Annotated in this window: 11 protein-coding genes and 1 pseudogene; 5 read left to right on the top strand and 7 right to left on the bottom strand. The window is 74.7% G+C overall.

Annotated features, from left to right (window positions below; all coding sequences use genetic code 11):
• The 4 genes and pseudogenes from ICW40_RS05515 to ICW40_RS05500 all read right to left on the bottom strand — a co-directional run.
• Nucleotides 1-1,276, bottom strand: a pseudogene (locus tag ICW40_RS05515) (multicopper oxidase domain-containing protein); the annotation flags it as partial.
• Complete coding sequence (locus ICW40_RS05510; protein ID WP_221652831.1) at nucleotides 1,273-2,457, bottom strand: hypothetical protein; 1,185 nt, start codon at nucleotides 2,455-2,457, stop codon at nucleotides 1,273-1,275. The pseudogene ICW40_RS05515 and the gene ICW40_RS05510, both read right to left, overlap by 4 nt.
• A 141-nt stretch (nucleotides 2,458-2,598) precedes the next feature.
• Nucleotides 2,599-2,886: a hypothetical protein gene (locus ICW40_RS05505; protein ID WP_221652830.1), complete on the bottom strand. Its 288-nt coding sequence runs from the start codon at nucleotides 2,884-2,886 to the stop codon at nucleotides 2,599-2,601.
• Nucleotides 2,883-3,509: a winged helix-turn-helix domain-containing protein gene (locus ICW40_RS05500; RefSeq protein ID WP_221652829.1), complete on the bottom strand. Its 627-nt coding sequence runs from the start codon at nucleotides 3,507-3,509 to the stop codon at nucleotides 2,883-2,885. The genes ICW40_RS05505 and ICW40_RS05500 overlap by 4 nt, the downstream gene beginning before the upstream one ends.
• A 120-nt stretch (nucleotides 3,510-3,629) precedes the next feature.
• Here ICW40_RS05500 and ICW40_RS05495 point away from each other — a divergent pair, with 120 nt between their 5' ends.
• The 4 genes from ICW40_RS05495 to ICW40_RS05480 all read left to right on the top strand — a co-directional run bounded on the left by ICW40_RS05495 (nucleotide 3,630) and on the right by ICW40_RS05480 (nucleotide 6,412).
• The gene (locus tag ICW40_RS05495; protein ID WP_221652828.1) at nucleotides 3,630-4,139 is read left to right on the top strand and encodes a methyltransferase family protein; all 510 of its coding nucleotides are present in this window, start codon (nucleotides 3,630-3,632) and stop codon (nucleotides 4,137-4,139) included.
• 121 nt (nucleotides 4,140-4,260) lie between these two features.
• Entirely contained in the window at nucleotides 4,261-4,596 is a 336-nt protein-coding gene (locus ICW40_RS05490) for a YciI family protein (protein WP_221652827.1), read from the top strand.
• 16 nt (nucleotides 4,597-4,612) lie between these two features.
• Complete coding sequence (locus tag ICW40_RS05485) at nucleotides 4,613-5,863, top strand: RNA polymerase sigma factor (RefSeq protein ID WP_221652826.1); 1,251 nt, start codon at nucleotides 4,613-4,615, stop codon at nucleotides 5,861-5,863.
• A 117-nt stretch (nucleotides 5,864-5,980) separates the two neighbouring features.
• Nucleotides 5,981-6,412 (top strand): hypothetical protein, encoded by a 432-nt coding sequence (locus ICW40_RS05480; protein ID WP_221652825.1) that lies wholly within the window; start codon nucleotides 5,981-5,983, stop codon nucleotides 6,410-6,412.
• 94 nt (nucleotides 6,413-6,506) lie between these two features.
• On the opposite strand, the gene ICW40_RS05475 is transcribed toward ICW40_RS05480, so the two are convergent.
• The 3 genes from ICW40_RS05475 to ICW40_RS05465 form a co-directional block, all read right to left on the bottom strand.
• A complete protein-coding gene (locus ICW40_RS05475; protein ID WP_221652824.1) occupies nucleotides 6,507-6,902 on the bottom strand; it encodes a cupin domain-containing protein in 396 nt (131 codons plus the stop codon).
• Between the two features lie 165 nt (nucleotides 6,903-7,067).
• Nucleotides 7,068-8,198 carry a YihY/virulence factor BrkB family protein gene (locus tag ICW40_RS05470; protein ID WP_221652823.1) on the bottom strand — a complete coding sequence of 377 codons (1,131 nt, stop codon included), beginning with the start codon at nucleotides 8,196-8,198 and terminating at the stop codon, nucleotides 7,068-7,070.
• An 11-nt stretch (nucleotides 8,199-8,209) separates the two neighbouring features.
• Nucleotides 8,210-9,007 carry a hypothetical protein gene (locus ICW40_RS05465; RefSeq protein ID WP_221652822.1) on the bottom strand — a complete coding sequence of 266 codons (798 nt, stop codon included), beginning with the start codon at nucleotides 9,005-9,007 and terminating at the stop codon, nucleotides 8,210-8,212.
• A gap of 344 nt (nucleotides 9,008-9,351) precedes the next feature.
• Between ICW40_RS05465 and ICW40_RS05460 the strand changes: the two genes are divergently transcribed.
• The gene (locus ICW40_RS05460) at nucleotides 9,352-10,665 is read left to right on the top strand and encodes an ABC transporter substrate-binding protein (protein ID WP_308121644.1); all 1,314 of its coding nucleotides are present in this window, start codon (nucleotides 9,352-9,354) and stop codon (nucleotides 10,663-10,665) included.
• Nucleotides 10,666-10,781: the final 116 nt, after the last annotated feature.

Genomic DNA, 10,781 nt, shown 5'->3' with positions numbered 1-10,781 from the left:
CGCCGGCGGCGGCCAGCCCCGGCCCGCCGGGCCGACGTCGCGCCGTGAGCAGCTCGACCGGCGGCATCGCGGGCGCAGGGTTCCGCGGCCGACGACGCGCGGCGAGCGCGGTCCGCACGAGCAGGAAGGGCGTCGCGATGAGCGCACCCAGCACGAGCATCGAGGTGCCGACGCGCACGAGGCTCGGCTCGGCGACGAGGTAGACCGCGAGCCCACCGTTGGTGAGCACGAGCCTCGCGGTCCCGCCGCGCTCGACGAGGGCGCGGGACGCGCGGACCGCGGCGGGGCCTCCGCCGACCACCATCGGCCCGAGGTGGCACAGCGACCCGGCGAGCACCTGCGCCGCGAAGCCGACGACGAGCAGCCCGACCGCGGCGCCGAGCGCCGCCTGCGCCTGCGCCCAGCCCGGCGCCGTGAGCAGCTGCCCGGACCACACCGCCACGACGAGGAGCAGCCAGAGCCAGGCCGCCGCGACCGACCGGGAGGCGAACGTGTCCGGCGCGCGACGCCGCGCCTCGACGAGCAGCGGCCACGTCGTCCGCAGCAGACCGAGGCCGTAGACCGCCACGCCCGCGCCCGCGGTGGGCAGCGACCCGACCGCGGCGCCCGCGACGACGACGAGGAGCCCGGTACCGAGCACCGCGAGCCCGTGCCGCGCGGCCGTCGTCGCGTCCGGGGCGAGCTGGACCCGCAGCATCGTCGGCCACAGCGTCACGAGCGTGCCGACGACCGTGAGCCCCACCCAGCCGAGCATCATCACGACGACGTGCGCGACGTAGGCGCGTGCCGCGCCGGTGCCGGCGAGGTCGGCGCGGGCGAGCAGCGCCCCGAGACCCGCGCCCACGGCCATCGCCCCGGCCGCCGCGACGAAGTACCACGCGGTGAAGCCGAGCCGCACACCCATCGCGCCGCGGCCCTGCCGCACGAGCGTCACCGCGTGCCAGACGGCGACGGCGCCGACGGCGAGCGCGCCCGTGGCCACGAGCGGCCAGCGCTCCGCGAGCAGGCCCGCGACCACGAGCAGCGCCCCGACGGTGTGGCCGGCGAGACGTGCCGCCTGCCCACGCGGCCCGCCGGGCAGGGGGCGGCGCCGGACGGCCTCCGCGAAGTGCGCGCTCCAGATGAGGATCGCCGTGCTCACCGCACCGAGCAGCAGCAGGTGCACCATGAGCCAGGGCGCCGCCGGCACGGCCCGGTGCGCGACCGCGACCGCGGCCGCCACGAGCGCCCACGCGACGACCAGCGCGTTGACGCGCACGTGCCAGCGCGCCCTCACGAGCGGGCCTCGGACGCGGGCACAGGGACGACGTCGTCGGCGAAGGCTTCACCGGCCGACGCGTCACCGTGCTGAAACGGAGTCTGCCCATCGCCGACCCGACGTCCCGCGAGGGGCCGACGCGCGCGCACGGCGGCACGCACCACGAGCGCCACGAACAGCAGAACGGCGACGACGTTGAGCGCCCCGCCCGTCGCGAGCGCCCACGGCTCGCCGCGCAGGTCGCCGCCGACGACGCGCAGGAGGAGCGAGGCGTGCAGCAGCGCCGCAGGTCCGTAGAGCCCGGGTCCGTACGGCACCGCGACCCCGAGGACCGCCGGCAGGATGACGGGCGCGTGCGCCATGATCATCGACAGGGTGAACCCGAGGAACACCGCGTGGACCGCGGCGTCGTACGCCGGACCCTCCGTGACGGGGCCGAGGAGCGCCCACACCCCGCCGGCGACGATCAGCCAGCCGTAGCCGGCGAGGAGGCACCAGGCCGCGAACCGCGGCAGACCCGCGCTGCGCACGGTCCGCCGGGCGACGTCGTGCGCCAGGAGCAGCCCGACGAGCGCCAGCAGCGCGAGCCCCAGCAGGGGCGTCGCGGCCGCGGGCCGCAGCACCGTGCCGACGACGGCGGCGAAAGCCGCGACCCCCGCGGCGCCGATCGCGCGCTCGGCCGACGCCGGGAGGAAGCCGACGCGCGCGAGCTCGAGCCGCTCCCCCGCGATCGTCAGGACGAGGAACCCCACGAACCACGGCAGCGCCGCCGGGACCGGCGCACCCGCCCACCACAGGAGCGCGCCGCCGCAGGCGAGCACCGCGCCCAGCGCCTGGAGCCCGAGGGCCGCCGACTCCTGCCGGCGCCACAGCGCCGCGTAGACCGCGAGCTGCGCGGACGTACCCACGACGAGGAGGCCCTGCCCGACGGCGACCGGTGCGGGCGTGAGCACGACGAGCGCGCCGAGCCCGAGCAGACCTGGCGCGAGGAAGCCCCACCTGCGGCGCAGCGCGACGGCGCGCTCGAGCGCGATCACCGTGCCGACGAATCCGAGGACGAGCAGCGGCCCGTGCACCTGCGGCAGCCGGTCGGTCGTGACCGGTGCGGGCAGGCCGAGGAGGACCAGGGCGGCGTCGAGCCCGGCGAGCAGCGCGATGCCGCCCGGCACGAGGAGCGCGAGCCGCCCGGGGTTTCTCACCCCTCAACCGTAGAAACCCGCCACCCGCCGACCCGGGACCAAGGTCCCTGGGCCCGCCGCCGCCTCCCTGCTGGTTCTGGAACGAAGGCGACGCCTGGGCGTCGCATCCGTTCCAGAACCGTGGGCCTCGGCGGGCCGGCGTCAGAGGGCGCCGAGGCGTGCCGCGTGGGCGGCGCTGCGGTGCTGCTCGAGGCGGTCCGTCGCGGCGGCCAGCGCGCGCTCGTGCGGACGCCGGTCGACGACGCCGGGCTCGCCCGACGAGAGCTGGAGGACCAGCACGGCGCGCAGGCGGCGCAGCCGCATGGCGGGCCGTGCGACCCTCGGCATGGTGACCGTCGGCATGGTGACGGTCGGCATGGTGAGGGTCGGCATGGTGAGCGTCGGCAGCGGCAGCGCCGGCGTGCGGATCTCGATGCGGTGCGTGGTCATGACGTCGCCTTCAGGTCGGGCGCGTCGGTCGAGGACGCGGCGGAGGTGGTCTCGGGGAAGCTGTCGGGGTTGACGGTCGCGAAGAGCCGCGCCGGACGCGCACCCTCCGGCCGCAGTGCGGCGTCGCGCGAGCGGCCGGCGAACCGCTCGGTGACCTCGTGGATCTGCGCGACGAGCTCGCGCAGCTCGTCGGCCGTCGCCCAGAAGGACGACGTCGTCACGGTCACCGTGTCCTCCCACCCGGCGGGCGGGTCGGGCTGCTCCTGGATGAACGCGCGCACGCGCTCGACCTCGCGGGTCATCGAGAGCGACGCGACCTCCGCCACGGCGTGCCGCGAGGCCGGGTTGCCGGGCTCGATGCTCATCTGCCGGCCGCCGGGGCTCGTCGGACGCCACGGCTTCTCGCGGCCGCGCGCCGCCGCCGGCTCGATGAAGCCGGCCTTGGCGAGGACGCGCAGGTGGAAGGAGCAGTTGGCGACCGTCTCCCCCAGGCGCTCCGCGCACTGCGTCGCGGTGGCCTCGCCGAGGTCGTCGAGCGCCTCGAGCAGCTCGAGCCGCACGGGGTGGGCCAGCGCGCGGATGCGCTCCGGGTCGGTGGTGCGGATCTGGTCGTCCTGGCTCATGCCCACGACGGTACTCCCGCAACAGTTCTTGCGCAAGAATTGTTGCGCAACGATCGCTGCGCAACTCCTCTTGCGTTCCCCGACGTCGACAGCCTGCGTGCCGTCGACCATCCTGGGCCGATGGTGGGACCCGGGGACCGGCTCGTCGTCGCACAGCTCGGCGCGGTCGCGGCGCTGGGCTGGCCGGGACGCGCACGCTGGCGCCTCTCCCGCGTCGTCGCGGTCTCGGCTGCCGCTGCCGTGGCCCTCGGTGGGACGTTCGCCGCCTGGGCGGCGCGCGAGCACGGCTCGCGCCTCACCCCGCACGTCCAGCCACCCGACGGCGCCGTCCTGCTCGTCACGGGTCCGTACGCGACCAGCCGCCACCCGATCTACGCGGCCCTCGCGCTCGCGTCCGCCGGCGCGGCCGTCCTGCGCCGGCGGCCGGAGCCCCTGCTGGCGTGGGTCGCGCTCGTCGCGGTGCTCGACCGCAAGACCCGTCTCGAGGAACGCCTCCTGCTCGAGCGGTTCGGCGACGCGTACGAGCGCTACCGCAGCACCACTCCGCGCGTCGTCGGCCGGCCCCGCTCGCCGGTCCCGCCGGCGCGTCCGCGTCAGCCGCCCGGGCACGACGGCACCGTCGCTCGGTGATGTGACGCAGGTCACGACGCCGTGCACGGCCAGGATGTCCTCGTGACGCCCCGGCCCGCGTCATGAGGGTGTCCGTGCGTCCCGGTGCCACCGCCGGTCGCGCCACCACCGAGGAGGATCCATGCGCTACCTGATGTTCGTCCGCGTCGACCCCGACGCCCCCGACCCCGGCCCCGACGCCGACCCGAGCGCGTGGGTGGCGGACGTCGAGTCCCGCGGCATCCGCATGACGGGCGACCGGCTCCGGCCCGCCGAGGAGGCCACGGCCGTGCAGGTCCGCGGCGGCCGCACCCTGATCACCGACGGACCGTTCGCCGAGGCTCGCGAGCAGATCGGCGGCTTCGACCTCCTCGAGACCGCGGACCTGGACGAGGCCATCGCGGTCGCCGCCGCCCACCCCGCCGCGCGGTTCGGGACGATCGAGCTGCGAGCCGTGTGGCCGTTCCCGGACGCCTGACCGCCGGAGCGCGCCCATGACCTCTCCCGACGACGCCGTCGGCGCCGCCTTCGCGCAGGAGTGGCCGCGCCTGGTGGCGCTCCTCATCCGGGTCACCGGCGACTGGGCGCTCGCCGAGGACTGCGCGCAGGACGCCTTCGTCGCGGCCGCACGCACCTGGCCGCGCGACGGCGTCCCCCAGCGTCCCGGCGCGTGGCTGCTCACGGTGGCCAGGCGTCGGGCGCTGGACCGCCTGCGCCGCGCAGGAACCGAACGCCGAACCGTCGAGGAGGTGGCCGTGGACCTGGACCGCCGGCTCACGTCCGCCGACGAGCCGACGAGCCGCGACGACCTCGGTGACGACCGCCTGCGCCTGGTCTTCACGTGCTGCCACCCGGCCTTGTCACCCGAGACCCAGGTCGCCCTCACCCTGCGCACGGTCTGCGGGCTCACGGTCGAGGAGGTGGCCCGCGCGTTCGGCCTCGCGGAGGCCGCGATGTCGAAGCGACTCGTCCGCGCGAGGCAGAAGATCTCGACCGCCCGGATCCCGTACCGGGTCCCACCCGCGCATGCCCTCCCCGAGCGGCTCGGCGGCGTGCTCGCCGTCGTCTACCTGCTCTTCACCGAGGGGTACGTGGCGACGCGCGGCGGGCTGCTGCGGGCGGACCTCACCGCGGAGGCCGTCCGGCTCGGCCGGCTGCTCGCGACCCTCATGCCGGACGAGCCCGAGGTGCTCGGGCTGCTCGCGCTCATGCTGTTCCACGACGCCCGGCGGACGTCGCGCACGGACGCCGCGGGCCGGCTCGTCCCGCTCGACCAGCAGGACCGTTCCGCGTGGGACGTCGCGCTGGCCGAGGAGGCCGACGCCCTCCTCTCGCGCGCGCGTCGGCGCAGCGGCGATGGGCCGGGGCCGTACACGCTGCAGGCCGCGATCGCCGGCGAGCACACGACGGCGCCGTCAGCGGCGGCGACCGACTGGGAGGCGATCGTCGCGAGCTACGACGAGCTCGCCCGCACGACGGCTTCGCCGTTCGTGGCGCTGAACCGTGCGATCGCGGTCGCGATGGCGCACGGTCCCGAGCAAGGGCTCGTCCTCGTGGACGGGCTCGCGGCCGAGGGCGTGCTCGACGCGTACCACCTGCTACCGGCGACCCGCGCGGACCTGCTGCGGCGCCTCGGGCGGGACGACGAGGCCGCGGCGGCGTACCGGGACGCGCTGCGGCTCGTGACGAACGACGCCGAGCGCGAGCACCTCGCCCGCCGCCTCGCGGAAGTCACGGCGGGCTGAGGCGGCGCACGGAGGCGGCCGGGCTGAGCCGGTCGGCCGGCGACGGCGCCCCGTGCGACGGGCCGCAGGACCCGTCGCCCGGTCGCGGCTCCTGCGGGCGGGTCCTTTACTGATCACATGGACCGACGACGCCTGCGCCCCGTGATCGCCGCCGCCACGCTGCCCCTGCTCCTGACGCTCGGAGCCTGCAGCTCCGACAACGACGTCAACAGCTTCTCGAGCGGCTTCGACCTCGCGCACGACGACCCGATGGGCTTCGTCGCGTGCCGTGACCTGGTCGCGGCCGAGCGGGCCGACGGCGACGAGCGCGACGACCTCATGGACGCCGTCGCCGCGTCCGCCGCGAGCTCGGAGTCCGAGCCCATCCGCTCGACCGTCGACCCGCCCGTCTCGAACGCCGACTCCGAGCGGATCGGGCCGGACATGCGGGGTCGCTTCACGGTCGACGCCGACGCGCTGCGCGAGGGCTGCGAGCAGTCCGGCTTCGACTTCGAGGACGTCACCGACAACGACGACGAGGGCGTCGAGGGCGAGACCTCCGAGTCCTGACGGACCGGTCCCCGCACCCTGACAGACCGGAGCGTCCCGGCCCGACACGCTCGCGTGTCAGGGCCGGGACGCTCCCGTCTGCGTGCCCGAGGGGTCAGTCCGCGGTGGGCGGCTCGTCCTCGCCGGCCTCCTCGGCGGCGTCGGCCTCCTCCTTGGTCGCGTGCACCGCGCCGTCGGCGTGCTCGGGCGGGCCGTAGACCGTGTAGAGGATCAGCGGGTTCTCACCCGTGTTGAGGAAGTTGTGCTTCTTCCCGGCCGGGACGACGACGAGGTCACCGGCGACGACCTTGCGCTTCTGCCCCGAGACGACGGCTTCGCCGACCCCGCTGACGAAGGTGAGGATCTGGTCGATGTCCTCGTGGACCTCCTCGCCGATCTCACCGCCCGGCGGGATGGTCATGATGACCAGCTGCGTGTGCTCGCCGGTCCACAGGACCCTGCGGAAGTCCGGGCTCTGCTCGGCGACGGTCGCGATCGTGAAGTGCTCCATCCGGAGGCGCTCCTCTGCTCGGGGTCGGTCGTTCGGTCCCCCCTGTCCTACCGCGCCGCGGCGCCCGCCGCGCGTCGAGGCGGCAGGGTCGGGCGGCCGTGATGACGCGCGGACCGGCGGCTCGGGGGCCTGGCCGGTCCGCGCGTCGTCCGCCGTCGCCGGGCGTCAGCGACGCGCCCGGCGACCGTCCTGGTCGCGCCCGGTCGAGGCGCCCGCAGAGGTGTCGTCCGGGTCGGCGTCGCGACCGTTCGACTCGCGCAGCTCGCGGCCCTTGGCGATGTCCTCCTCGTGCTGCTTCTGCTTCTTGTCGCTCGCCTTGGTGTCGCGCGGCGGGAGCTGGATGGTCTCTTCCGCCTTGATCCCCGCCTGCAGCTCACGGCCCCGCTCGAGCTCGGCGTCGAGCTCGGCACCGAAGAGCAGCGCGTTGTTGGTGATCCACAACCACAGGAGGAAGACGATGACGCCCGCGAGCGACCCGTACGTCTCGTTGTAGCTGCTGAAGTTGGTGACGTAGAACCCGAACGCAACGGTCGCGATCGCCCAGACGATGAGGAACACGAACGCCCCGACGCTGATCCACCGGAACTTCGGCTGGCGCACGTTGGGCGTCCCCCAGTACAGGATCGCCACCGTCAGCGCGACGAGCAGCACGATGACGGGCCACTTCGCGATGTTCCAGATCGTCACCGCCTGCTCGCTCAGGCCGACGGCCCCACCGATCGCCTCGGCGACCGGACCGGACAGCACCAGTGCCGCGCAGATGATCGCGACCAGCACGAGCGTGACCAGGGTGATGAGGAGCATCCACGGCCGCAGCTTCCAGATCGGCCGGCCCTCGTCGATCTCGTACATCCGGTTCATCGCCCGGCTGAAGGCGTTGACGTAGCCCGACGCCGACCACAGCGCGATGAGGAGACCCAGGAGGAGGGCGAGCCCCGCGCCCTGCTGCGAGGCGAGGTTCTCCACGATGGGCTTGACGGTGTCGAGGTCCAGCCCAGGAGCCATGTCCTGGGCTGTCGCCATGACGTCCTCGACGATCTGGTCGCCGTCGCCGAACACGCCGAGCAGCGACACGAGCGCGAGCGCCGCGGGCGCCAGGGCGAGCACCGCGTAGTACGTCAGCGCGGCCGCGAGGTCGGTGCACTGGTCCCGGTTGAACTCGCGCAGCGTCTTCTTGAGGACGTAGCCCCACGACGGCTTGGTGAGGTCGGCGGGCGAGTCCGGCTTGCTCGGGTGGTCGGGGTGCGGCGCGTCGGACTTCTCGCTCGCGTGCTCGTCGGTGCGGTGGTGGGCCATCGTCGTCTCCCTCAGGGCTGCGGGCTGGTGGGCGTCGGGAAGCCGCGGCGCGCGGCGAGGTAGGCCGGCTCGCGCACCCGCGCGACCCACGGGTACACCGCGAGACCGACGGGCGGGGCGAGCGGCTCGAACCGGACGGGCGGGTCGATCTCGTCACGGGCCCGCCCGGACACCTCGAGCGACCCGAACGCCCGCCAGGCGCCGAGGAACGGCGCCCACACGAGCGTCAGGCGCCACGGTCGCGCGCCGAGCTCGTCGGCGAGCGCAGCCGGGTCCGTCGGCAGGTCGCGCTCCGGGTCCGGCAGCGCCGCGAGCATGACCGGCCCGCGCTCCGTACGGAACGGCATGATCGACGTGTAGCTGCCGCGGCCGACGACGCGCTGGAGCGCGAGCCCGTGCCGCAGCCCGATCGCGCGGCCGCTCGTCGACAGGAGCAGGTCGGCGCCGTCAGGGGTCCGCAGGGCGAGCCCGTGGACGTCGGGCCAGCCGTCGGGCAGGCCGCCACCGCGCGAGAAGCGCACGGCGACGTCGTCGTGCCCGGGCTCGTCGATCCACGCGACGCCGGACGCCGCGCCGCCGGCCCGGTCGAGCCGCGCCCGCAGCAGCGCACCCTTCGGGTGCATGGGCTTGGACCCGCGCCACCGGGCGACGCGCTCGACCACCGCCGCGACACCGCCGCCGACGCCGTCGAGGAGCCGACCGGCGCCGTCCGACGCCGCGTGCAGGCCCTCGGCCTCCTGCGGGCCGTCGGGGCGCGGCGCGGCAGGGTCCGCCGCGGCCGGCGGCGCGACGGCCACGTGCTGGTTCATCCCCCGAGGATCACCCGGCCGCGGCCGCCTGTCGCGCCGAGACGGGCTCCACCGCTCCCGACCCGCCGCGGCCGCGCGACCTGCGGCACGAGGGTCCCCGCACCCGGACGGGTGATGCCAGGCGAGGGCGAGGTCACGATCGGATCACGCCGGTTGACACGTCTCAGCGGCCCGGGCCACGGTGTGCACATCCGATGAGACCGGTCCCAGACATTCTGGGAGGCATCGCAGCAAACCGGGTGAGACCGGTCTCAGATCAGGACGCACGCGATGGCCCGCTCCCCCGAGCGCGGTCCCTTGACGGGGCGGCACCGCAGCCGCCCGAGACGACGAAGGAGTCACCAGTGCGCACCACCAGGAAGCGGACGCTCGCGCTCACCGCGGGAGTCGCAGGCATGGCGCTGGTCGCCAGCGCCTGCGGCGGCGGCGACGGCACCGAGACCGGCGAGGGCGGCGAGTCGGAGGGCGGCGAGTCCACCGAGGAGATCACCCTCACGGTCGCCACCTTCAACGAGTTCGGCTACGAGGAGCTCGTCGAGGAGTACATGGAGCTCCACCCGAACATCACGGTCGAGCACAAGAAGGCGGCCACGGCCAACGAGGCCCGTGACAACCTCAACACCCGGCTCGCGGCGGGCTCCGGCCTCGCCGACATCGAGGCGATCGAGGTCGACTGGCTCACCGAGCTCATGCAGTTCTCGGACAAGTTCGTCGACCTGAGCGACCCCGAGGTCGAGGGTCGCTGGCTCGACTGGAAGGTCGACGCCGCCACCACCGCCGACGGCATGCTCATGGGCTACGGCACGGACATCGGCCCGGAGGCGATCTGCTACCGGTCCGACCTCTTCGCCGCCGCGGGCCTGCCCACGGACCGTGCCGAGGTCGCCACCCTCCTCGAGGGCGACTGGGAGAACTACTTCACCGTCGGTGAGCAGTTCGTCGCGAGCTCCGACTCCGCCTGGTTCGACTCGGCCGGCGCGACCTACCAGGCCATGGTCAACCAGCTCGAGAACGCCTACGAGGAGGACGACGGCACCGTCATCGGCCTCGAGGGCTCCGAGGTCGAGGACCTGTACTACACGGTGCTCGAGGCGAGCGTCGACCGCGAGCTCTCGGCCCACCTCGCCCAGTGGAGCGACGACTGGTTCGCCGCCTTCCAGAGCGGCAACTTCGCGACGATGGCGTGCCCGGGCTGGATGCTCGGCATCATCGAGGGCAACGCGGCCGGCGTCACCGGCTGGGACATCGCCGACGTCTTCCCCGGCGGCGGCGGCAACTGGGGCGGCTCGTACCTGACGGTCCCGACCCAGTCGGAGCACCCGGAGGAGGCCAAGGCGCTCGCCGCGTGGCTGACGGCGCCCGAGCAGCAGATCAAGGCGTTCAACTCGAAGGGCACGTTCCCGAGCCAGGTCGCGGCCCTCGAGTCCGAGGACCTGCTGAGCGCGACGAACGAGTTCTTCAACAACGCGCCGACCGGCGAGATCCTCGCCAACCGCGCCGAGGCCGTGACGGCGACGCCGTTCAAGGGTGCGAACTACTTCGCCATCCACACCACGGTCGCGGACGGCCTGACCCGCGTCGACGTCGACCAGACGGACGACCCGGCGTCGTCGTGGGAGAAGACGCTCCAGGCCTTCCAGGAGCTCGGCCTGCAGTGATCGACCCGCGGTGTCCCAGCTGCAGCCACCGAGCCGCAGCGACCGACCCGCAGTGACAGGCGCCGGGCCGGGGCCCTGACGCCCCGGCCCGGCACCTCACCGGACCGCCCGCCACC

This window comes from Actinotalea ferrariae (genome assembly GCF_019733465.1).
Taxonomy (GTDB): domain Bacteria; phylum Actinomycetota; class Actinomycetes; order Actinomycetales; family Cellulomonadaceae; genus Actinotalea; species Actinotalea ferrariae_A.
Note: the sequence above shows the minus strand (reverse complement) of the source record. Positions and strands in the feature narration are given on the sequence as shown.

Excerpts from the sequence above, each read along its gene's own strand:
- ICW40_RS05505 (WP_221652830.1), bottom strand. The coding sequence starts at position 2,886 with ATGACCACGCACCGCATCGAGATCCGCACGCCGGCGCTGCCGCTGCCG.
- ICW40_RS05500 (WP_221652829.1), bottom strand. The coding sequence starts at position 3,509 with ATGAGCCAGGACGACCAGATCCGCACCACCGACCCGGAGCGCATCCGC.
- ICW40_RS05495 (WP_221652828.1), top strand. The coding sequence starts at position 3,630 with ATGGTGGGACCCGGGGACCGGCTCGTCGTCGCACAGCTCGGCGCGGTC.
- ICW40_RS05490 (WP_221652827.1), top strand. The coding sequence starts at position 4,261 with ATGCGCTACCTGATGTTCGTCCGCGTCGACCCCGACGCCCCCGACCCC.
- ICW40_RS05485 (WP_221652826.1), top strand. The coding sequence starts at position 4,613 with ATGACCTCTCCCGACGACGCCGTCGGCGCCGCCTTCGCGCAGGAGTGG.
- ICW40_RS05480 (WP_221652825.1), top strand. The coding sequence starts at position 5,981 with ATGGACCGACGACGCCTGCGCCCCGTGATCGCCGCCGCCACGCTGCCC.
- ICW40_RS05475 (WP_221652824.1), bottom strand. The coding sequence starts at position 6,902 with ATGGAGCACTTCACGATCGCGACCGTCGCCGAGCAGAGCCCGGACTTC.
- ICW40_RS05470 (WP_221652823.1), bottom strand. The coding sequence starts at position 8,198 with ATGGCCCACCACCGCACCGACGAGCACGCGAGCGAGAAGTCCGACGCG.
- ICW40_RS05465 (WP_221652822.1), bottom strand. The coding sequence starts at position 9,007 with ATGAACCAGCACGTGGCCGTCGCGCCGCCGGCCGCGGCGGACCCTGCC.